Source organism: Mangrovibacter yixingensis (assembly GCF_020523985.1).
In the GTDB taxonomy this organism is placed as follows: Bacteria; Pseudomonadota; Gammaproteobacteria; order Enterobacterales; family Enterobacteriaceae; genus Mangrovibacter; species Mangrovibacter yixingensis.
This window is the reverse complement of the sequence record NZ_JAIVKM010000003.1, coordinates 131,352-154,434: the sequence shown is the minus strand read 5'-3', so window position 1 is coordinate 154,434 and position 23,083 is coordinate 131,352. Positions and strand designations below refer to the sequence as shown.

Genomic DNA, 23,083 nt, shown 5'->3' with positions numbered 1-23,083 from the left:
AGTTCCTTACTGGTGCGTAACCACAATCAAGCGCAGCGCATCAAGCCGCCATGAAGCCTCTGATAAACTCTCAAGTACCTGCTGGCGGTTATCTTCAATGGCACTCAGTTCGTCATCGCGGATATTGGGGTTAATTGCCTTCAACGCTTCAAGGCGTGATAACTCGGCAGACAATTTCTCATCGGCCTCGTTTCTTGCCGACTCAATTAACGCCTGAGCTGCTTTCCCTACTTGTTCCTCACCATGTTGCAAGATCTCGTGAACATCCTGCTGTACGGCATTGATAAGCTTACTGCTGGTGTGGCGGTTTACCGCACTTAACTGGCGGTTGAAGCTTTCAAATTCCACCTGTGCTGCCAGGTTAGTGCCATTTTTATCCAGCAGCATACGTACTGGTGTTGGTGGTAAGAAGCGTTGTAGCTGGAGCTGTTTAGGTGCTTTGGCTTCAACGACATACACCATTTCTACCAGTAATGTGCCAACGGGCAGCGCTTTGTTTTTGAGTAAAGAAAGCGCGCAGCTACCCGTATCGCCCGACAGAATCAGATCAAGGCCATTACGAATTAAAGGGTGTTCCCAGGTGATGAACTGGGTATCTTCACGTGAAAGAGCGACATCGCGGCTGAAAGTAATTGTGCAGCCATCTTCCGGCAAACCTGGAAAATCCGGCACCAGCATATGGTCGGATGGCGTCAGGATAATCATGTTATCGCCTTTGTCATCCTGGTTGATGCCGATAATGTCAAACAGGTTCATGGCAAAATTCACCAGTGCCGTATCATCATCCTGTTCCGCGATTTCATTAGCCAGCGCCTGAGCTTTTTCACCGCCATTGGAGTGAATTTCCAGCAGGCGGTCACGGCCCTGTTCTAACTGGGTTTTCAGTGCATCATGCTGGGTGCGGCAGCGGTGAATCAGCTCAGCAAACCCTTCTTCATTTTCGGGTGCCGCCAGGTAGCCAATCAGGGACTCATAGACATCATCGTAGATTGCCCGGCCTGTGGGGCAAGTATGTTCAAAAGCATCCAGACCTTCGTGATACCAACGGACCAGAATCGACTGCGCAGTATTTTCCAGGTAAGGCACATGAATCTGGATATCGTGAGCCTGGCCGATACGATCCAGTCGCCCAATTCGTTGTTCAAGCAAATCAGGATTAAAGGGCAGGTCAAACATCACCATATTGCTGGCAAACTGGAAGTTACGCCCTTCCGAACCAATTTCTGAGCACAACAGAACCTGTGCACCAGTGTCTTCTTCGGCAAACCAGGCGGCAGCACGGTCACGCTCAATAATCGACATGCCTTCATGGAAGACGGCTGCGCGGATCCCTTCACGTTCGCGTAATACCTGCTCCAGTTGCAGTGCTGTCGTCGCCTTAGCACAAATAACCAGAACCTTTTGTGAGCGGTGGCTGGTCAGGTAGCCCATCAACCAGTCAACACGTGGGTCGAAGTTCCACCAGGTACCGCTGTCGCCTTCAAATTCCTGGTAAATCTGCTCTGGATAGAGCATGTCACGGGCACGCTCTTCCGCCGTTTTACGCGCACTCATAATGCCAGAAACTTTAATGGCGGTTTGATACTGGGTAGGTAAAGGCAGGCGAATCGTATGGAGTTCGCGTTGAGGGAAACCTTTTACACTGCTGCGGGTATTACGGAACAGAACACGGCTGGTGCCATGGCGGTCAGTCAGCATAGAAACCAGTTCCTGACGGGCGGCTTCGCTGTTGTCGTTACCACTATTAGCCGCTTTCAGTAACGGTTCGATATCCTGTTCGCCAATCAGCTCGCTGAGCGTATTCAGTGTTTCATCGCTCAGATGGTTACCTTCCAATAGCAGAGAAACCGCGTCGGCAACTGGTCGGAAGTTATTTTGCTCGGCAACAAATGCTTCATAATCATGAAAGCGGCTGGGGTCTAACAGGCGCAGTCGTGCAAAATGGCTCTGCATACCAAGTTGTTCCGGGGTTGCAGTTAACAACAGCACGCCTGGAACTTTTTCTGCAAGTTGCTCAATTACCTGATATTCACGGCTGGGGGCCTCTTCACTCCATACCAGGTGGTGCGCTTCATCCACCACCATTAAATCCCACTCGGCTTCGCACAGGTTTTCCAGACGCTGCTTGTTACGGCGCACAAAGTCCAGTGAGCAAATAATCAGTTGTTCGGTATAAAACGGGTTATCGCTGTCGTGCTGAGCTTCTGCGTAACGTTCATCGTCAAACAACGCAAAACGCAGGTTAAAGCGGCGCAACATTTCAACCAGCCACTGGTGTTGCAGGGTTTCCGGGACAATAATCAAAACACGCTCAGCCGCACCACTCAGCAGCTGTTGGTGAATTATCATGCCAGCTTCAATGGTTTTACCCAGACCGACTTCATCGGCAAGTAACACGCGGGGGGCATGGCGACGGCCGACGTCGTTAGCAATATGCAATTGGTGTGGGATCAGGCTGGTACGCATACCACGCAAGCCACTCCAGGGCATACGGTATTGCTCGCTCTGGTATTTCCGTGCACGGAAGCGCAGTGCAAAGCGGTCCATACGGTCAATCTGGCCAGCGAACAGGCGATCCTGTGGCTTGCTGAACACCAGCTTACTATCCAGCAGTACCTCACGCAGTATGACGCCACTCTCCTGAGTGTCTTCACGGGTACCCAGGTACGCGAGTAATCCGTTCTCTTCCTTGACTTCATCCACTTTTAACTGCCAGCCCTCATGGCTGGTAATGGTATCCCCGGGGTTAAACATCACGCGGGTGATAGGGGAGTCATTCCTGGCATACAGACGATTTTCTCCAGTTGCCGGGAACAGCAATGTCACCATGCGGGCATCAATTGCTACTACTGTTCCAAGTCCCAGTTCGCTTTCCGTATCGCTGATCCAGCGCTGACCAAGTGTAAAAGGCATAAATATTCGGCTCTGTTGTATATCTAAAAGTTGCAGGCAATAGCATTACGGCCGTCGGCAAAAAGCGGCGGCGCGTTGAAGAATTCGGTTATGAGTTTTGGGATATGACCCGGAAAGGGCGCTATGGTAATGGAAGGCAACGCATTCGTCACCTGTCAAAATAACCCAAGTTGCCCCGTAACCAGTGTAGCAAACTCCTTACCAAGGAAGGGTAAAATTCCTTCAGCAATAGGTTGTAACTGCCGGGTAAGGTAGTGTTCATAGTCCAGTGGCGATTGCGCAAGCCCGGCAGGCTCCGGCCCTTGTAATGTCCAGACATATTTTACGGTGCCGCGCCCGCTATAGCGAGGAGGCCGGCCAGCCTTGCGGTCAAATTCGTTTGCGAGCCGGGCCGCGCGGGCGTGAGGGGGAATATTCCGTTGGTAATCATCCAATGGGCGACGCAGGCGCTTACGGTAAACCAGTTGATCGTCCAGTTCACCGGCCATCAGGCTGGCAATGGTCTCGCGAATATAATCTTCATAAGGTTCGTGCAGAAAAACACGTTGATAGAGATTTTTTTGGAAGGTTTGCGCAAGCGGCGTCCAGTCTGTGCGTACGGTTTCCAGCCCTTTAAACACCAGTTGTTGTTTACCCTCGCGTATAACCAGCCCGGCATAACGCTTTTTACTGCCCGTTTCGGCACCGCGAATCGTAGGCATCAGAAAACGGCTGTAATGGGTTTCGTATTCCAGCTCCAGCACACTCTCCAGTTGTTGTGTCTCACGCAGGTGATCACGCCACCACTGATTAACCAGGCTCACCAGGCGTCGGCCCGCTGCATCGGCATCTTCTTCGCTGTGCGCTTGCTTCAACCAGACAAAAGTGGAGTCTGTATCGCCATAAATGACATCAAACCCTTGAGCCTCAATAAGTTCACGAGTCTGGCGCATAATGGCATGGCCGCGCATGGTAATCGACGAAGCCAGTTGTGGGTTAAAAAAGCGGCAGGCAGAGGTTCCTAATACGCCATAAAATGCATTCATCAGGATTTTTAGCGCCTGCGATAGCGGGGCATTTTTTTGCTGTTTGGCCCGCTCCCTACCTTGCCATATCTGTCTGACGATTTCAGGCAGGCAATGTTTTCCACGGGAAAACCAGGCACCGAGAAACCCCTCAACGGCGTGCTGGTTATCGGCGTGCAGTTGGCCTTCCACCAGACCAACCGGGTCGATAAGAAATGTGCGGATAATCGACGGATAAAGGCTTTTGAAATCCAGTACCAGCACTGAGTCATACAGGCCAGGCCTTGAGTCCATTACATAACCGCCAGGGCTTGCCTGAGGCGGAATTTCCCCCAGATTGGGTGCCACATAACCAGCCCGGTGCATCCGTGGAAAATAGAGATGGCAAAAAGCGGCAACAGAACCACCATGCCTGTCTGCCTGAAGCCCGTTAACCGCGGCCCGTTCCAGTAAAAATGGCATGATGTCGGTGTGCCTGAAAATACGGGTGACCAGCTCGCAGTCTTTTAAATTGTATTGTGCCAGCGCCACTTTATCCTGATGGAAGCGCCGGTCTATTTCCGCCATACGATCCCAGGGATCGTCAATGTCTTTGCCTTCGCCCAGTAATTCCTGGGCAACTGCTTCGAGGGAAAACGAAGGGAAACTCCAGAAAGCGGATTTCAATGCTTCAATACCATCAACCACCAGGCGCCCGGGAATTTGAGCAAAAAAATACCCTTGATTATACCCATGCTCGCGCCACTCAATTTCATGATTTTCTCTACCAATTAGCAGACGAACGCCGAATTTGTCTGCCTGTTTTTGCAAGATACGTAAATCGAACTGAATCACGTTCCAGCCAATAATGACATCCGGATCATGCTCGGCAATCCACTGGTTCAGACTGTGTATGAGGCCTGCTCTGTCAGGAACAAAGGTAAGTTGAAAATCAGTTGGGGCTAGTGGTTCTGGTGGGTTGCCCAGCATAAATACCTGGCGTTGCCCACACCCTTCCAGACCAATGCAGTAGAGCTCACCATGGCGGTTAGTTTCGATATCCAGAGAAACCCAGCGTAAATCTGGGCGGTAATCCGGGTGCGGCTTCATCTTTGCCTGGTGAATTCTCAGTGACTGGTGTTCGCCATCGACCCAAACCGGGGCAGTAATAAAGCGCTCCATCAGGTAACGTTCAGGGGGGCGAATATCTGCTTCGTAGACTGTAATACCGGCTTCGCGCAGCACTTTTTCAATGCGTAACAACTGCCGGTACTGTTGGCAATAAAGAGCACATACTGGCTGGTGGTGGAAATCATTTAATGGCAGTGTTACCCAACGCAGATGTGGCTCGTTGTTGAGTAGAGCCTGGGCGCGTGACATCTGTGATTCTGGAATGAAAGCGGTAGATTGCTGGAGTGGAAGACGTGCACAGACTGGCCCGGCATCTGTTGCCAGCCAGAATTCAATCTCCGTACCTTGCGGGGTATCCCGCCAGTGCCGGGTTAAAACAAAACCGGCTCTTGCCTGTGACACTCAGGTTTCCCTCAAAATAAACGGTCTTCAGTATACCCTGAAAACCGTTGTGTCACTGCATTTATGTACAGTATTCCTGTCTGGAAGTATGTTTACTGGCCGTAATAAGCTTTAGCACCGTGTTTACGCAGATAGTGTTTATCAAGCAGAGTTTGCTGCATATCTGGCAGTTGTGGGGCCAACTGACGGCAAAAAATGCCCATATACGCAACTTCTTCCATCACTATGGCGTTGTGTACGGCATCAAGCGCGTTTTTACCCCAGGCGAAAGGCCCATGGGAATGCACCAGTACACCAGGCATCTGGTTTGGGTCAGTATCGCGTTGACGGAAGGTTTCTACAATAACTTCACCTGTTTGCCACTCATAGTCGCCATTGATTTCGGCGTCGGTCATTTTACGGGTGCAGGGAATGGAACCGTAAAAATAGTCCGCATGAGTGGTACCTGTCGCCGGAATGCTTTGGCCAGCTTGTGCCCAAATAGTGGCATGGCGTGAGTGAGTATGCACAATGCCGCCAATATCTGGAAATTGTTGATACAGGATACGGTGGGTGGGGGTATCTGAAGAAGGTTTTTTATCCCCTTCAACCACTTCGCCTGTTTCCAGGCTAACGACCACCATATCTTCAGCCGTCATTACGGTGTAATCCACCCCAGAGGGTTTAATGATAAAAACACCGGCTTCTCGATCAACCGCACTGACATTACCCCAAGTCAGGGTGACCAGATTGTGTTCAGGCAAAGCCAGGTTGGCTTCGAGTACCTGACGTTTTAATTCTTCAAGCATCGTTATCCTCCAGAGAAAAGAAGGGCCAGCCATGAAAGACTGGCCAAAGTTCCCCTGTTACTACCGTTTAAAGCTGTAATACATTTCGTTCCAGCGCAGTGCATCTTTAAAGGCAGGAAGACGTGTATCGTTATCAATTACAGCCAGCTCAATGTCGTGCATTTCTGCAAACTGGCGCATATCGTCCAGGTTGAGAGCCTGGCTGAATACGGTATGGTGAGCGCCACCAGCCAGAATCCAGGCTTCAGACGCCGTATTCAGGTCTGGTTGTGCTTTCCAGAGTGCATTGGCAACGGGCAGTTTTGGCAGTGCATGAGGTGCTTCTACTGCATCAACACAGTTAACCAGCAGGCGGAAACGGTCGCCCATGTCTATCAGGCTGGCATTAATGGCTGGGCCAGTTTTGGTTGAGAAAATCAGACGGGCCGGGTCTTCTTTACCGCCAATGCCCAGATGCTGTACATCCAGAAGCGGTTTTTCCGCGGTCGCAATGGAAGGGCAGACTTCCAACATATGTGAGCCAAGCACCATGTCGTTGCCTGCTTCAAAGTTGTAAGTGTAATCTTCCATAAATGAGGTGCCGCCCTGCAGACCGGTTGACATCACTTTCATAATGCGAAGCAGGGCGGCGGTTTTCCAGTCGCCTTCACCAGCAAAGCCATAACCTTGCTGCATCAGGCGTTGAACTGCCAGACCGGGCAGTTGTTTCAGGCCGTAGAGGTCTTCAAATGTAGTAGTAAATGCGTGGAAGCCGCCTTGTTCCAGGAAGCGTTTCATACCCAGTTCAATACGTGCAGCATCAATAACATTTTGGCGTTTATCGCCATTTACCTGGGCCGCTGCACTCAAGCGGTAACTGCTTTCATACTCATCAACCAGTGCGTTGATATCCCCCTGGCTGACTGCATTAACCACACTCACCAGGTCACCAACCGCGTAGTAGTTCACGGAAAAACCGAATTTGATTTGTGCGGCGACTTTGTCACCGTCGGTCACTGCAACTTCACGCATGTTGTCGCCGAAACGGGCAACTTTAATATGGCGAGTGTTCTGTTTGGATACAGCCTGGCGCATCCATGAGCCAATGCGTTTATGGGCTTCACTGTCCTGCCAGTGGCCTGTCACAACACTGTGTTGCTGGCGCATTCTGGCACCAATAAACCCAAATTCACGGCCGCCGTGAGCAGTCTGGTTCAGGTTCATGAAGTCCATATCCATGGTGTCCCACGGAATTTGCGCATTAAACTGGGTGTGGAATTGCAGTAAAGGCTTGGTCAGGATTGCCAGACCATTGATCCACATTTTGGCTGGAGAGAAAGTATGCAGCCAAACCACCATCCCGGCGCATTTTTCGTCGTGATTCGCTTCACGGCAAATTGCAGTGATTTCATCTGGTGTGGTACCCAGTGGTTTCAGTACCAGTTTGCAAGGGAGTTTTGCCTCTGCATTTAGCGAGTTAACAACATGTTCTGCATGCTGTGTTACCTGACGTAAGGTTTCCGGGCCATATAAATGCTGGCTACCAATAACAAACCACACTTCATATTGTTCAAAAATATTCATTATTCTGTCCTTAATGTGTCAGGGCGGTTTCATCTGTCTTTTTGGCAGAGGATGACGCCGTTACAGAGGGGAGATAGTGCTGTTCTGCGCTGGAGGCCCAGGCCAGGTAGCGCTGATATAACTGTTCAAAGCGCTCAGCGCTGACAGGTTTTGGCTGTAGGGTTTTTTCAACGTTGCTGGCCATGACTTGTTGCGCGGCCGGGATATCGCTATGTACACCAGCGGCGACGGCCGCGAAGATAGCTGCGCCCAGAGCACAACACTGGTCGGAAGCAACGATTTGCAGTGGGCGATTAAGCACATCACAGCAAACTTGCATAATGACGGGGTTTTTACGGGCAATACCGCCCAGTGCCATTACGCCGTTAACCGGAATACCTTGTTCTGTGAAGCACTCCATAATTGCGCGGGCGCCAAATGCCGTCGCTGCAATAAGGCCACCAAACAGCGCTGGAGCATCAGTACCCAGGTTCAGGTCAGTAATTACACCTTTCAGCCGTTGGTTGGCATTTGGGGTACGCCGGCCATTAAACCAGTCGAGGACTACAGGGAGGTGATCCAGTGCTGGTTCTTTTGCCCATGCTTCGGTAAGTGCAGGAAGTAATTGTTTTTTACTGGCCTGTAAGGTTTCTTTTAATTCCGGGTGTTGAACTGCTAATTGATCCAAAGGCCAGCCAAGGACCCGGCCAAACCAGGCATAAATATCACCAAAAGCTGATTGCCCAGCTTCCAGACCAATAAAGTGTGGCACTACACTGCCATCTACCTGGCCACAAATGCCTTTTACTGCCCTGTTTCCTACTGTGGGTTTATCGGCAATCAGAATATCGCAGGTAGAAGTCCCGATGACTTTTACCAGTGTATTGGCCTGAGCGCCGGCACCTACAGCTCCCATATGGCAGTCAAAAGCACCACCAGAAATCACCACTGTTTGTGGTAACCCAAGGCGTTCAGCCCATTCTGCCGAAAGCGTTCCAACAGGAATATCGGCAGTCCAGGTATCAGTAAATAACGGGTGAGGCAGGTGTTTATTGATGATGGGATCCAGTTCGTCGAAGAAACTGGCTGGTGGCAACCCGCCCCAGCTTTCATGCCACAGGGATTTGTGCCCGGCACTGCAGCGGCCACGGCGAATCGCTTCCGGCTTGATGGTGTCGGAAAGTAATGCAGGGATCCAGTCGCACAACTCAATCCATGAGGCAGCCGCTTTGGCAACGCCCTGATCCGCACGGGTTACATGCAGTATTTTGGCCCAGAACCATTCACTGGAATAAATACCACCGATATAGCGCGAGTAATCCACATTACCTGGTGCATGGCAAAGACGGGTGATGGCTTCAGCTTCTTCAACCGCTGTATGGTCCTTCCAGAGAACAAACATCGCATTGGGGTTCTCTGCGAATTCTGGGTTCAACGCCAGCACATTGCCGTCTTTGTCGATCGGTGCGGGTGTTGAACCGGTACTGTCAACGCCAATCCCGACAACGGCAGCCCGTTGTTCAGAAGACAGATCAGCCAGTACAGTTTTTAACGCCTTTTCCATTGATTCGATGTAATCAAGGGGATGGTGGCGGAATTGGTTTTTTGGGGCATTGCAGTAGCGCCCTTCTTGCCAGCGTGGATACCACTCCACACTGGTTGCCAACTCGCTACCTGTGGTGGTATCGACTGCCAGTGCACGAACTGAGTCGCTACCAAAATCGAGTCCCAGCGCTATAGCCATTTTTAATACTCCGTGGATCTGTAAAAAACATATCCAGAACATTAGTTTTCATAGCTAAAAACAGTCAGGGTGTATTCGCTGATCTTATGGATAAAAATGCTATCAGTCTTTAAATTGTGACCGCACGCAAAAATTTGATGTGGATATTTCTGCCATGCTTATAGACACTTTGGTTATCTGCTAAATGGGTTGTTAATTCAGGTTTATTCGGGTAATAGTTGATCCGAAGCGGTTTTTGGCTGTTTGATGCTTTCTTTATGGTTTCATGGGTTTACTGTTCCGGATAGTAACAGTGAATATGGACAAATGGTTTCTCAACTCTTCTGCGGGAGTCAAATTCGGTATGGCTGAAACACAAAATGATCCCCTGCTGCCGGGGTATTCATTTAACGCGCATCTGGTTGCCGGGTTAACCCCCATAGAGGCGGGGGGACCACTGGATTTCTTTATTGACCGTCCACTGGGCATGAAGGGCTTTATTTTGAACCTGACGGTCAAAGGTGAAGGTATTATCAACAATAATCACCAGCAGTTTATTTGCAAACCGGGTGATATGTTGTTGTTTCCTCCCGGCGAGATTCACCACTATGGCCGCCACCCTGATTGCAGCGGCTGGTACCATCAATGGGTGTACTTTCGCCCCCGCGCATACTGGCTGGAATGGCTGAACTGGCCAACAATTTTTGCGCATACTGGTTTTTACCGGCCAGATGAACAGCATATTGAAGAGTTTTCCTCCCTGATACAGCAGGTGATTGATGCGGGTCAGTCTCAGGGGCGCTATGCCGAACTGTTGGCGATAAATCTGCTGGAACAATTATTGTTGAAGCGTATGGCGGCTATCAGTGAGTCAATGAATCCACCGCTGGATAACCGGGTGCGTGAGGCTTGCCAGTATATCAGCGACCATTTGTCCGACAGCCAGTTTGATATTGCAGGTGTCGCACAACATGTCTGTCTTTCTCCTTCGCGTCTGTCTCATCTATTCCGCCAGCAATTGGGGGTAAGTGTGCTGAGCTGGCGAGAAGATCAGCGCATTAGCCAGGCAAAACTGTTGCTCAGTACCACGCGTATGCCTATCGCCAGTGTTGGGCGCAATGTCGGGTTCGAAGACCAGCTCTATTTTTCGCGGGTATTCAAAAAATGCACCGGGGCCAGCCCGAGCGAGTTTCGGGCGGGTTACGAGCAGTAAGTGGCCCGGTAAGCAGGCTTTGTTACAACCGCTTAATCTTTCGCGGGGCAGGAATCTTGACCTTATGCATCATGCCCCGCAAAATCGCCGTTCGTAAGTCTGACGGACGTTTTATGTACGCCTTTGTTGAACAGCTGATAGCCCACTCACTCACCTTCGCACTGATAGTCGTGTTGCTGGTCGCTTTTTTTGAATCCCTTGCCCTGGTTGGCTTGTTATTGCCTGGTACGGTCTTTATGGCGGCACTGGGTGCACTGATAGGCAGTGGTAACTTACCGTTCTGGTGGGCGTGGGGCGTGGGTATTATTGGTTGCCTGGCTGGCGACTGGGTCTCTTTCTGGATTGGCTGGCGCTTTAAACAGCCTCTGCGTAACTGGTCTTTTCTGAAGAAATATAAAACGTTGGTGGATAAAACTGAGATAGCGTTGCACCGGCACAGTACGGTAACTATCCTGATTGGCCGTTTTGTTGGGCCTACTCGCCCTTTAGTTCCTATGCTGGCAGGTATGCTGGATTTGTCTGTTACCCGGTTTGCCAAGGCCAATATTCCTGGATGCCTGTTCTGGCCGCCAGTTTATTTTCTGCCGGGAATATTGGCTGGCGCGGCCATAGATATTCCCGCAGGGGAGAACGCCGGGCACTTTCAGTGGTTATTGCTGGCGGCCGCTGCCGTAATCTGGCTTGCATTATGGCTTAACTGGCGTTTGTGGCGTAGTGAGCGTAAGGCCGCGGGTGAACAGCCTGAGGGCCGGTTAACCCGTGCACGGTTAATGTGGCTTGCGCCCCTGGCATCGGTTTGCTGCCTGGCGCTCGTGTTTATCCTGCTTCGCCACCCACTGATGCCGGTTTATGCCCGCATATTACACCAGGTGGTTTTAGGTTAGTGCCTGGCAATCCCCAGTAAACTGGCGGCAGGGGACGAGCCGTCGCTCAGTGACTGCGTGGGGCCATCCCAGGCAATTCGCCCGTCAGCCACTACCAGGCTGCGTGGTGTAATGCGTAAAGCATCATCCAGGTTATGTGAAACCATCATTAGCGTGATTTTCTGGCTCTCACAGACTGATTCCACCAGTGCAAGCATTTCCTGGCGTAATGCCGGGTCCAGGGCTGAAAAAGGTTCATCCAGAAGCAGAACCGGCTGAGCACGCAATAAACAACGTGCAAGGGCGGCGCGCTGGCGTTGCCCTCCGGATAACTGCGCTGGCTGGCGGTCCAATAAATCAGTAATCGCCATTTTGTGGGCTATCTCTTCCAGTGCTGTTTTTTGCTCTGCAGTGAGTTTCATTCCTGGGTGCAGGCCCAGACTGATATTTTGCCGAATGCTAAGGTGGCTGAATAAGTTGTTGTCCTGAAAAAGCATCGAGACAGGGCGATGCGCGGGCGGGGTCAATGTATGGTTATTCTGGTTCAGGGTAATGGTGCCACTGTCTGGCCTGAGAAAGCCTGCAATCAAGTTTAGCAACGTACTTTTCCCGGCACCGCTTGGTCCTAACACTGCAACTCTTTCTCCTGGGGAAAGATCCACGTTAAAACGCATGGGCAGGTGCTGGTAAATCCAGGTTACGTCAGTGAGTTTTAGCATGGCGTTTAGCGGTATTCTCTATCAGAGTGAACAGCAAGAAACAGAGTAAAAGCATCAACATGGCCGTAACCGCACCATCATTACTCCGGTAAGCCCCTATTTGTTGGTAGAGGTAAAAAGGCAGGGTGCGGAAATCGTCGCTGCCGAACAATGCCACAACCCCAAAATCCCCTAATGATAATACGCAGGCAAAAGCCAGTGCCTGGGCGCAGGGGCGTTTAAGTGCTCGCAGTTCTACCCAACGCAGTCGGTTAATGCCCCGGATATCCAGGTGCTGGCATAAGCGGTTATAACGGCTGGCAATATCATAAAACGGGCTTTCCAACACTTTCATTGCATAAGGTATTGCCATCAACGCATTTGTAAAAATAACAATACCATCGGCGCGTTCAGGCAACCCGGTTGTACTGTTCAATAACAAGAAAAAACCTGTAGCCAGCACGATTCCGGGCATGGCAAGAATCAGTAACCCACTCAGTTCCATTGCTTGAGCCGGGCGTTGATACTGACGTAAACGGAGTTCCCGGCTACTCCATAGCAGCATTGTGGTCAGGCACACGCACACAATGCCTGCTGCGAAGGCAATGCGCACCGAGGTGATTAGTGCTGACCATAACGCTGGTTGGTGAAAAATAACCATCGGGTTGTTGACCAGCCCGTCGGCAATAACTGCCATAAGCGGTGGCAACAGTAGCAGTAATGCCAGAATGATCACCGCGCTATCCAGTATCCGGGCAGCAATGTTGTCTTGTGGATCCCGCCAGGTGGCATTCTGGCTCTCTCCGGGAGAAAAAGCTTGAGTCAATTTTTGGCTCAGTAAGACAAGACCAAAACAGCACAGCATTTGGATAAGTGCCAGGCAAGCGGCTTTGGCAGGGTCAAAGTCATAACTTAACGCCTGGTAAACTGCCAGTTCGATGGTTGTGGCTCGTGGCCCGCCACCCAAGGCGAGTACCGTAGCAAAACTGGCGAAGCACAGCATAAAGATCAATGCGCTTGCCGGGAAGATTTGGCGTTGCATCCATGGCCATTCTACAAAACGGAAAAAGAACCAGCCACGCATATTCAGTTGTGCGGCAAGTAACCGCTGCTCCACGGGGATATTTTCCAAAGATTGCAGAAGCAGGCGTGTGGCTAAAGGCAGGTTAAAGAAGACATGTGCGAGCAAAATGCCCTGCAGTCCGTAAGGTGTGAATGACCATTTCAGGCCCAGAAACACAAAAATACTACTTAACCAGCCTTCACGCCCGTAAACACTCAGAATACCAAAGACGGCTACCAGAACGGGCAGAACAAGTGTCATGGCACATAAACGCAGCAGGAATTGCCTGCCAGGGAAATGGCGGCGGTAGAGTGCCCGGGCAAGTAAAATGGCGGGTAGTACAGACAGTAACGCAGACAATGCGGCCTGAAAGAACGAAAAGCGTACAACGTGCCACAGCCAGGGGTCGTGAAACAGTGTGCTGTAGTCCGTTTGTGGAGCATGTAGCCATAAAGCGGCAAAAGCCGCCAGAGCGACAATGCAAATCGCTCCGGCGGCTATCAGCCCAGGCCATAACCAGCCCGGAATTAATGGCTGACGGCTTGCTGCCATTGGCTAATCCAGGCCGCTCTGTGTTGTTCTACCTGCTCAGGTGTAAATGACAGGCTGCTGGTGGGTTTAACCAGTTGGTTGAAAGCTTCAGGAACCGCTACATGGCTTATTGGATACATCCAGTTGCCTGTAGGAATCGTTTTTTGGAATGCATCAGAAACCATAAACTGCATAAACTGCTTTGCCAGTTCCGGATGTGGGCTGTTGGCAAGCCGGGCTGCAACTTCTACCTGCATATAATGCCCTTCGCTGAAATCAGCAGCGGCATAATTATCTTTTTTCTCTTCGATAATATGGTAGGCCGGTGAGGTGGTATAGCTTAACACCAGGTCGCTTTCGCCTTTGAGAAATAACCCGTAAGCTTCACTCCAGCCTTTTGTTACCGTTACTGTCTTTTTCGCCAGTTTCTGCCAGGCTTCTGGTGCCTTGTCGCCATAGACTTTTTCCATCCACAGTAACAGCCCCAGGCCCGGTGTACTGGTCCGCGGGTCTTCATAAATCACTTTCCATTGCTGCGGGCTTTCAACCAGTTCTTTCAGGCTGTGTGGTGGGTTGTGCAGTTTGTTCTTGTCGTAGACAAAGGCAAAATAGCCGTAATCGAAGGGAATAAACGTATCGTCTGACCAACCGCCTGGGAGCGCGAGTGGTGGCAGCGTAATATCAGCTTTGGCAAATAACCCGGTGCGGCGGGCAGCGGTTATCAGGTTATTATCAAGCCCGAGAACAATGTCTGCTTTGCTTTTTTTCCCTTCCATACGCACGCGGTTGAGCAGTGATACGCCGTCTTCCAGCGCAACATATTTCAGCTCACAACCGCACTGTGCTTCAAAGGCCTTCTTGATAGCCGGGCCAGGGCCCCAGTCAGCAGAGAATGAATCGTAGGTATAAACGGTGAGAGTAGGTTTGGCGAGGACGGGCGCAGCAACCAGTACCAGTAAAGCCAGTAATTTTTTTAACACTTTGCACTCCTGAAAAAGGGTGGCAAAGGATTTTGAGAACGGCCTCAAATCCCTTCGCCGGCGTTATCCGGATCAGGTTCGACGGGTATTATCTCAGCGCCTGGAATACAGGGCACCCCGTTGAGAACGGCTCATTGTAATGATTTGCCTGGCATTATTAAAGAACATGTTGGGTTAGTTTTCAGGGGGAGAAAACCAGGCGGATTTGAAGTCGAACCATCCCAGCGTATTCATACGCAACCCCCGCATGCTGCGCTGGCCCTGAATAGTGAGCCAGTGGTGAATGAGTGGCAGTATATGTTGCTGTTCGACGCACTGGCGTGCCCATTGCGCCGCATTCAGTTTGCCAGCGCGCCATTGAGGGTGAGCCTCCTCCATGGAGATTCCAAGCCCTTTGTTCAGCAACGGGATTTCATACAAGTGAGCAAAAACAGAATAATCCAGCGGTAGGGTGAAGTTAGCGCTGTTAAGCCAAATATCACTGTGTGCATCGCCATTAAACCAGGCGTTATAGCTGATTTCTTGTATTACAAGGTGTATGCCGTGTTGCGCCAGGCGTTTACTGATAATGTCACTCAGTGTTCGGTGTTCTATGTGGTCAGCATAAAATGTGAGAGTAAGGCTGGTCAGGCCCTCTGGTTTGCCACACTCTGTGCTGGCGGGCGTGTGATGCCAACGGGGCAGTAACCCCCAGGCGGGAAACCACAAGCGATGATACTGAGGGTCGCTGTCAGCCAGAATATTTACTGGTGAGAGAACCTTGCTCAGCCATGCCCTGACTTGCGGGTTTGCACCGTGTTTTGAGCGTTGGTCAAATAACAAGTAATAGCAGCCTTCTTCAAGACGGCTTTCTTCCGCTTTTTCACTTTGGCTGCCATCTTCCAGAAAGACGCCACAACTTATGTCTTCGCCGATTTCGGGTAAGACCCATATATTGACTTCATCAATCAGCGCACGAAAGCCAAAGTAATCATCAAAAGCGTGAATACTGAGCTGGCTGGTATTATTACGTGCTACAGCATAAGGCCCGGTTCCTGTTGGATGGGTTGCGTAGTGTGGTAGCGATTCCCATTCGCGAGGCAAAATCATGGCAGAAACACTTGCCATCAACCAGGGTAGCCAGGTATCCGGTTCGTGCAGCTCAATATCCAGAGTCCAGTTAGTTGGCGACGATATACTGGCAATATGCGCATACAAGGGTTGTTGATTAACGCGGTTTAGTGAATACAGGACATCGGCCATTTCGAGTTCACGCCCGTGGTGGAAATGCACCCCAGGGCGTAAAAAAAAGCGCCAGTGGCAAGGGGATAATTGCTGCCAGTGGTGAGCAATATCCGCTTCCAGTTCCCCATTTTCCTCATTTATCCGCGTCAGACCATTGAATATTTGCCGCACAATATGGGTTTCGGAGCGGCGTAGTGGCGTGCCGGGTAATAAATTCAGCAGTGGGCGATAATAAAGTACCCGCAGTATATGGCGCCCCTGGCGGAAGCTGCGCCCCAGGTGTGAGAGCAGCATCTTTTTAACTTCATCTTTGTCGCCAACAATTTGTACCAGCTGGTCAACCCGGTCCTGCTCAAGTAGGTCTTCTGCGCGTTGCTGCTGAAGCGACAAGCCAGTATAGATAAAGGTTAATTGTGAACGCTTGCCGCGCCCGGCCTCGGCTTCCCACGTCAGCCAGCCTTTTTCCTGCATGGCATTAAGCAGGGTACGCATATGGCGCCGGGAACAATTAAGTAGAGCAGAAAGGTCATGCAGAGTGGTTGATTGAGGCTGGCCATCACAGCATTGCCATAACCGGATGAACTGCTGCTGTAAGCGTGTTGATGCCATAAAAGAGGAACTCCGGGCGAAAACTCATCAATTTATCTTTCCCTATATTACGCCAATACTGTTTCGTGATGAAAGCGAGGTGGTTTTATGAAGCGTACCTTTGCAGAACAGTTTTATTTGGCGTTTTTTACCGCGACACGGCGTGTTTCTGGCTCATGGCTGGCCTGCTTTGAACCTCAGCAGCGTGTGCAGATGCTTGATGAACTTGTGCAGTGGCGCTGTTCGTACCCTTGTGCCTGGCGCAAAAATCGCTCTCATCAAGTGTGACTGAGTATTGGTGCTTTTAACCAACCAGCGGCAATCGTGCTGCTGGTTTTTTTCGTTTAAAATCTACCCAGCTATGAGCGTGTTGTTCAGAGGCGATAATAAAGGGACCTATGAGATGCATTGGCTGATTACGCAGGGAAGACATTTAAACATGGTGTTACTGGCATTTATGGCAGTCGCCTTCATGATTGGCGTGGCAGGCGCACTGCAGGCTCCTACTCTCAGTTTGTTCTTGAGCAAAGAAGTGGGCGTGACCTCATTCTGGGTTGGTCTGTTTTACACGGTGAATGCCGTGGCGGGTATTGCTGTAAGTATGATTCTGGCTAAACGTTCAGACCGGACAGGCGATCGCCGCAAGCTCATTATTTTCTGTTGCCTGATGGCAGTGGCCAACAGCCTGGTTTTCGCATTCAATCGCCATTACCTTACCTTGATAACCCTTGGTGTTTTTTTGGCCGCGCTGGCCAATACCACCATGCCGCAAATTTTTGCTCTGGCACGTGAGTACGCGGATAACTCTGCCAGAGAAGTGGTGATGTTCAGCTCTATTATGCGTGCTCAACTTTCTCTGGCCTGGGTGATTGGCCCGCCACTGTCATTTATGCTGGCGTTGAAATTTGGCTTTACCACCATGTTTTTATGTGCCGCAGGTATTTTTGTTGTTGGAGCACTACTGGTGGCATTTTGCCTGCCTTCTGTTCCCCGGATTTTTGGCCCAGAGAACCAGGCTGTTGCAGCCGTCAGTGGCTGGAAAAATCCCAATGTACGGCGGTTATTTATAGCCTCCATGCTGATGTGGACCTGCAACACGATGTATATCATCGATATGCCTTTATGGATAACCAGTGTCCTTGGGTTGCCCGAATCTCTGGCCGGTGCGCTGATGGGGACTGCGGCTGGCCTTGAAATACCGGCGATGATCCTTGCCGGTATGGTTGTGAAGCGTATTGGTAAACGCCGGATGATGGTGTTTGCTGTTGCTGCCGGGGTTGTGTTTTATGGCGGGTTATTACTGTTCCCTACACGTAATGCCCTGATTGTATTGCAACTGTTTAACGCGATTTTTATTGGGATTGTGGCGGGTATCGGTATGCTCTGGTTTCAGGACCTGATGCCTGGGAAAGCGGGGTCAGCCACGACACTGTTCACCAACAGTATCTCCACTGGTGTCATTCTTGCTGGGGTATTGCAAGGCTCTTTGGCACAACAGTTTGGTCATGGCAGTGTGTACTGGGGCATTCTGGTGTTAAGTATTCTGGCGCTGGGGCTGACCTGCCGGGTGAAGGATGTGTGAAGGAGGGGACCCGGTAACAACAGGCAATAGCCCATTAAAGGCCATTGCCTGTACCGTGTTTTACCAGCAGTAAAACTTAGCGCATAAACGCAGGCTGGTTAGTTTCGTAAGCCGCGATAGCATCTTCATGCTGTAACGTCAGGCCAATGCTGTCCAGCCCGTTCAGCATGCAGTGACGGCGGAACCCATCAATGCTGAATGACCAGGTTTTATCTCCGGCCTGAACAGTCTGGGCTTCCAGGTCTACCGTGAAAGTCATGCCTGGGTTTTCCTGCACCATAGTGAACAGAGTATCGACATCCTGTTCACTCAGGGCAACGGGCAACAGTTGGTTATTAAACGAGTTACCGTAAAAAATATCGGCAAAGCTCGGTGCGATAACAACTTTGAAGCCGTAATCGGTCAGTGCCCAGGGCGCATGTTCACGGGACGAGCCGCAACCAAAGTTCTCACGAGCCAGCAGAATAGACGCGCCTTTATAGACTGGTTTATTCAGCACGAAGTCCGGGTTGGGTTCCTGGCCTTTATCATCCAGAAAACGCCAGTCATTAAACAGGTGTGCACCGAAGCCGGTACGGGTAACTTTTTGCAAAAATTGCTTGGGAATGATTGCATCAGTATCGACATTCGCCGCGTCTAACGGGACAACAATGCCTGTGTGACAAACAAATTTTTCAGCCATGGTTTTTCCCTTATTTCAGTGTGCGGATATCAGCAAAGTGACCAGCAATTGCAGCGGCAGCAGCCATTGCCGGGCTAACCAGGTGAGTACGCCCACCGCGGCCCTGGCGGCCTTCAAAGTTACGGTTGCTGGTAGAGGCACAACGTTCGCCAGGGTTCAGGCGGTCATTGTTCATCGCCAGGCACATTGAGCAGCCTGGCAGACGCCATTCGAAACCGGCTTCCAGGAAGATTTTGTCCAGGCCTTCGGCTTCAGCCTGCGCTTTAACCGGACCTGAGCCAGGCACAACCATAGCTACAACACCAGGTGCAACCTTGCGGCCCTCCGCGATAGCAGCTGCAGCGCGCAAGTCTTCAATGCGTGAGTTAGTACAGGAGCCAATAAAGACTTTATCAATGGCAACTTCAGTCAGAGGAATACCAGATTTCAGGCCCATATAAGCCAGTGCTTTTTCAGCTGAAGCTCGCTCTACCGGGTCGGTAAAACTTTCTGGTGACGGGATGTTATCGGTAATAGAAATAACCTGGCCTGGGTTGGTACCCCAGGTAACCTGAGGTGCAATTTCAGCGGCATCGAGTGTTACCACTGTGTCAAATTGCGCGCCATCGTCGGTTTTCAGGGTGCTCCAGTATGCTACGGCTGCATCCCAATCTTGTTCTTTAGGCGCAAACTGGCGGCCTTTAACATAGTTGAATGTGGTTGCATCTGGAGCAACCAGCCCGGCTTTGGCTCCCATTTCAATTGCCATATTACACAGCGTCATGCGGCCTTCCATGCTCAGTGCTTCGATGGCAGGGCCACAAAACTCGACAACATGCCCGGTACCACCGGCACTGCCAGTTTTACCGATTATCGCCAGTACGATATCTTTTGCGGTGATGCCAGGTGCCGCCTGACCAGTGACCTCAATTTTCATGGTCTTGGCCCGGCCTTGTTTCAACGTTTGTGTCGCCAAAACGTGCTCAACTTCTGAGGTGCCAATACCAAATGCCAGCGCACCAAACGCACCGTGGGTAGCTGTATGGGAGTCACCACAAACAATGGTCATCCCTGGCAGCGTAATCCCTTGTTCAGGCCCCATTACGTGGACAATACCCTGGAAGGCATGATTCAGGTCGTACAGTTCCACACCAAATTCTTTACAGTTTTTCATCAACTCCTGCATCTGGATGCGGGCCATTTCGCCGCTGGCGTTGATATCTTTCGTTTGTGTGGAAACGTTGTGATCCATTGTGGCAAATGTTTTACCCGGCTGTCGTACCGGGCGGCCATGGGCGCGCAAGCCGTCAAAAGCTTGCGGTGAAGTGACTTCATGCACCAGGTGGCGATCAATATACAGTAATGGTGTTTCACCCTGGGCTTCGTAAACGATGTGTGCATCGAATAACTTTTGATATAACGTCTTTGCCATGATTACACCCCCTGGGCCACGTAGTGGGCAATTTTGTCGCCCATTTCATCGGTACCCAGCGCAATAGTATCCCGAGCCAGGTCTGCTGTGCGGAAGCCTTCTTCCAGCACGCGATTGACTGCATTTTCAATTGCTGTTGCTGCATCGTTCGCATCCAGGCTGTAGCGGAGCAGTAACGACAATGAGAGGATCTGGGCAACCGGGTTGGCGATATTTTTGCCAGCAATGTCTGGTGCAGAGCCCCCGGCGGGTTCGTATAAACCAAACCCTTCTTCGTTCAGGCTGGCGGAGGGCAGCATACCCATAGACCCGGTTATCATGGCGCATTCATCAGACAGAATGTCACCAAACAGGTTTGAGCACAGCAGTACGTCGAATTGCGCCGGGTCTTTGATTAACTGCATGGTGGCGTTATCGATATACATATGGGACAGTTTCACATCCGGATAAGACTGTGCAATTTCTGTCACGATTTCACGCCACATTACAGAGGTCTGCAATACGTTAGCTTTATCAATGGATGTAACGATACCGCGGCGCTTGCGAGCAGATTCAAAAGCAATGCGGGCAATACGCTCAATTTCAAAGCGATAATACACTTCGGTATCAAACGCTTTTTCATGAACACCGCTACCTTCACGGCCTTTTGGCTGACCAAAGTAGATCCCGCCAGTTAATTCACGCACACACAGGATATCAAAACCTTTTTGCGCAATGTCTTCACGCAGCGGGCAAAAACTTTCCAGCCCTGCATATAATTTTGCCGGGCGCAGGTTGCTGAATAATTTGAAGTGCTTACGCAGGGGCAACAATGCGCCGCGTTCAGGTTGCTCAGCCGGGGGCAGATGTTCCCATTTGGGGCCACCAACTGAACCAAATAAAACGGCATCAGCCTGTTCGCAACCCTCAATCGTTGCGGCAGGGAGCGGGGTACCGTGGCGGTCAATCGCCGCACCGCCGACATCATATTCACTGGTAGTAATCTGTAAATCGAAACGATGGCGGACAGCTTCCAGTACCTTCATTGCCTGAGCCATGACCTCAGGGCCGATACCGTCTCCGGGTAATACTGCAATATGATGATTCTTTGACATGTCACATGGTTTCCTGGTTGTGTTCTTTATTCTGTGCTTTGCGTTGCAATTCTTTTTCGACTTCACCGGCGCGCCAGATACTGTTCAGTACATGGACCATCGCTTTTGCTGAGGATTCAACAATATCAGTCGCCAGGCCGACACCGTGGAAACGACGGCCGTTATGATTAACAACAATATCCACCTGGCCCAGCGCGTCTTTACCCTGGCCTTTGGCGCTTAACTGGTATTTCACCAGTTCGATATCGTATTCAGAAATACGGTTGATTGCCTGATAAACAGCATCTACTGGGCCATTGCCCGTTGCTGCTTCCGCTTTTTCTTCTTCGCCACAGAACAATTTGACTGAGGCGGTGGCCATTACACTGGAGCCAGACTGAACACTGAAGTAATCCAGACGGAAGTGTTCAGGCTCTTCTTGTTGTTTATTAATGAATGCCAGTGCTTCCAGGTCGTAATCAAATACCTGGCCTTTTTTATCAGCCAGTTTCAGGAAGGCGGAGTACAGGTTATCCAGGTTGTAATCTGTTTCCTTGTAGCCCATTTCTTCCATGCGGTGTTTTACCGCTGCCCGGCCAGAGCGTGAGGTCAGATTTAACTGGATTTGGTTCAGGCCGATGGATTCCGGCGTCATGATTTCGTAGTTTTCGCGATTCTTCAGTACGCCATCCTGGTGGATGCCTGAAGAGTGTGCGAAAGCATTGGTGCCAACCACCGCTTTATTCGCCGGAACTGGCATGTTGCACAGCTGGCTGACAGTCTGGCTGGTGCGCCAGATCTCCTGATGATTAACATTGGTATGCAGGTTGAGCATTTTTTGGCGCACTTTAATCGCCATAATGACTTCTTCCAGCGCGCAGTTACCGGCACGTTCACCGATGCCATTAATGGTACCTTCAACCTGGCGGGCACCTGCGTGCACGGCTGCCATTGCATTACCTACAGCCAGACCCAGATCATCATGGGTATGTACAGAAATAATTGCTTTGTCGATATTCGGCACGCGCTCATACAGTGAGCTGATGATATTGCCAAACTCATGGGGCAGTGTATAACCCACAGTGTCAGGAATATTAATCGTACGGGCTCCGGCATTAATCGCTGCTTCTACAACGCGCGCCAGGTCTTCAATTGGGGTACGACCGGCATCTTCACAGGAAAATTCCACGTCATCGGTATAATTACGTGCACGTTTGACCATATATACCGCACGTTCGATCACTTCATCCAGTGTGCTACGCAGCTTTGTAGCGATATGCATGGGCGATGTGGCGATGAACGTGTGAATACGGAAGGCTTCTGCCACTTTCAGTGCTTCTGCCGCAACATCAATATCTTTTTCAACACAGCGCGCCAGTCCACATACTCTGCTGTTCTTAATGTTACGAGCAATGGTCTGTACTGATTCAAAATCGCCCGGTGAAGAAACCGGAAAACCAACTTCCATCACATCGATGCCCATACGCTCCAGAGCGAAGGCGATTTGCAGTTTCTCTTTTACACTCAGACTGGCCTGTAACGCCTGTTCACCGTCACGTAAAGTTGTATCGAAAATAACGACTTGCTGGTTCATTGATTCCATCCTGTCTGATTTATTTCGCCATTACGCCGGATATAAAAAAACCCGCGCATTGGCGCGGGTTTAGTTCTTATGGGGCTTGATTAACCTTAA

General features: G+C 50.7%; 17 protein-coding genes and 1 riboswitch. Of the genes, 4 read left to right on the top strand and 13 right to left on the bottom strand.

Going from position 1 to position 23,083, the window contains the following annotated elements; all coding sequences use genetic code 11:
* Positions 1 to 6: 6 nt before the first annotated feature.
* The 5 genes from rapA to araB all read right to left on the bottom strand — a co-directional run bounded on the left by rapA (position 7) and on the right by araB (position 9,503).
* Positions 7 to 2,913: an RNA polymerase-associated protein RapA gene (gene rapA, locus LC084_RS14575; RefSeq protein ID WP_226571922.1), complete on the bottom strand. Its 2,907-nt coding sequence runs from the start codon at positions 2,911 to 2,913 to the stop codon at positions 7 to 9.
* A 155-nt stretch (positions 2,914 to 3,068) separates the two neighbouring features.
* Positions 3,069 to 5,429: a DNA polymerase II gene (polB, locus tag LC084_RS14570; RefSeq protein ID WP_226571921.1), complete on the bottom strand. Its 2,361-nt coding sequence runs from the start codon at positions 5,427 to 5,429 to the stop codon at positions 3,069 to 3,071.
* Between the two features lie 92 nt (positions 5,430 to 5,521).
* Positions 5,522 to 6,217, bottom strand: coding sequence for an L-ribulose-5-phosphate 4-epimerase (araD, locus tag LC084_RS14565; RefSeq protein WP_226571920.1), 696 nt, complete (start codon positions 6,215 to 6,217; stop codon positions 5,522 to 5,524).
* A gap of 60 nt (positions 6,218 to 6,277) precedes the next feature.
* Positions 6,278 to 7,780, bottom strand: a complete 1,503-nt coding sequence (gene araA, locus LC084_RS14560; RefSeq protein WP_226571919.1) for an L-arabinose isomerase — start codon at positions 7,778 to 7,780, stop codon at positions 6,278 to 6,280.
* 10 nt (positions 7,781 to 7,790) lie between these two features.
* On the bottom strand, positions 7,791 to 9,503 hold the full coding sequence (araB, locus tag LC084_RS14555; RefSeq protein ID WP_226571918.1) for a ribulokinase: 1,713 nt from the start codon (positions 9,501 to 9,503) through the stop codon (positions 7,791 to 7,793).
* Positions 9,504 to 9,846: 343 nt separating this feature from the next.
* Between araB and araC the strand changes: the two genes are divergently transcribed.
* Both araC and LC084_RS14545 read left to right on the top strand, forming a co-directional pair.
* Entirely contained in the window at positions 9,847 to 10,695 is an 849-nt protein-coding gene (araC, locus tag LC084_RS14550) for an arabinose operon transcriptional regulator AraC (RefSeq protein ID WP_226571917.1), read from the top strand.
* Positions 10,696 to 10,808: 113 nt separating this feature from the next.
* The gene (locus tag LC084_RS14545) at positions 10,809 to 11,579 is read left to right on the top strand and encodes a DedA family protein (RefSeq protein WP_226571916.1); all 771 of its coding nucleotides are present in this window, start codon (positions 10,809 to 10,811) and stop codon (positions 11,577 to 11,579) included.
* On the opposite strand, the gene thiQ is transcribed toward LC084_RS14545, so the two are convergent.
* The 4 genes from thiQ to sgrR all read right to left on the bottom strand — a co-directional run bounded on the left by thiQ (position 11,576) and on the right by sgrR (position 16,663).
* Complete coding sequence (gene thiQ / locus LC084_RS14540) at positions 11,576 to 12,277, bottom strand: thiamine ABC transporter ATP-binding protein ThiQ (RefSeq protein ID WP_226571915.1); 702 nt, start codon at positions 12,275 to 12,277, stop codon at positions 11,576 to 11,578. The two genes, LC084_RS14545 and thiQ, sit on opposite strands and share 4 nt — an antisense overlap.
* A complete protein-coding gene (gene thiP, locus LC084_RS14535; RefSeq protein WP_226571914.1) occupies positions 12,261 to 13,871 on the bottom strand; it encodes a thiamine/thiamine pyrophosphate ABC transporter permease ThiP in 1,611 nt (536 codons plus the stop codon). The genes thiQ and thiP overlap by 17 nt, the downstream gene beginning before the upstream one ends.
* Positions 13,847 to 14,830 (bottom strand): thiamine ABC transporter substrate binding subunit, encoded by a 984-nt coding sequence (gene thiB / locus LC084_RS14530; RefSeq protein ID WP_226571913.1) that lies wholly within the window; start codon positions 14,828 to 14,830, stop codon positions 13,847 to 13,849. Before thiB ends, thiP begins: the two co-directional genes overlap by 25 nt.
* A gap of 31 nt (positions 14,831 to 14,861) precedes the next feature.
* Positions 14,862 to 14,960: riboswitch (TPP riboswitch) on the bottom strand.
* Between the two features lie 44 nt (positions 14,961 to 15,004).
* Entirely contained in the window at positions 15,005 to 16,663 is a 1,659-nt protein-coding gene (gene sgrR, locus LC084_RS14525; protein WP_226571912.1) for an HTH-type transcriptional regulator SgrR, read from the bottom strand.
* Between the two features lie 87 nt (positions 16,664 to 16,750).
* Here sgrR and sgrT point away from each other — a divergent pair, with 87 nt between their 5' ends.
* Positions 16,751 to 16,930 (top strand): glucose uptake inhibitor SgrT, encoded by a 180-nt coding sequence (gene sgrT / locus LC084_RS14520; RefSeq protein WP_226571911.1) that lies wholly within the window; start codon positions 16,751 to 16,753, stop codon positions 16,928 to 16,930.
* 115 nt (positions 16,931 to 17,045) lie between these two features.
* Positions 17,046 to 18,224: an MFS transporter gene (locus LC084_RS14515; RefSeq protein ID WP_226571910.1), complete on the top strand. Its 1,179-nt coding sequence runs from the start codon at positions 17,046 to 17,048 to the stop codon at positions 18,222 to 18,224.
* A 76-nt stretch (positions 18,225 to 18,300) separates the two neighbouring features.
* On the opposite strand, the gene leuD is transcribed toward LC084_RS14515, so the two are convergent.
* From leuD to leuA, 4 genes are read right to left on the bottom strand one after another with little or no spacing between them, the layout of a single operon-like run.
* Positions 18,301 to 18,906, bottom strand: coding sequence for a 3-isopropylmalate dehydratase small subunit (gene leuD / locus LC084_RS14510; protein ID WP_064598781.1), 606 nt, complete (start codon positions 18,904 to 18,906; stop codon positions 18,301 to 18,303).
* A gap of 10 nt (positions 18,907 to 18,916) precedes the next feature.
* Positions 18,917 to 20,317, bottom strand: a complete 1,401-nt coding sequence (gene leuC / locus LC084_RS14505; protein ID WP_226571909.1) for a 3-isopropylmalate dehydratase large subunit — start codon at positions 20,315 to 20,317, stop codon at positions 18,917 to 18,919.
* Between the two features lie 2 nt (positions 20,318 to 20,319).
* Positions 20,320 to 21,411, bottom strand: coding sequence for a 3-isopropylmalate dehydrogenase (gene leuB, locus LC084_RS14500; RefSeq protein ID WP_226571908.1), 1,092 nt, complete (start codon positions 21,409 to 21,411; stop codon positions 20,320 to 20,322).
* Position 21,412: 1 nt separating this feature from the next.
* The gene (leuA, locus tag LC084_RS14495; RefSeq protein ID WP_226571907.1) at positions 21,413 to 22,984 is read right to left on the bottom strand and encodes a 2-isopropylmalate synthase; all 1,572 of its coding nucleotides are present in this window, start codon (positions 22,982 to 22,984) and stop codon (positions 21,413 to 21,415) included.
* Positions 22,985 to 23,083: the final 99 nt, after the last annotated feature.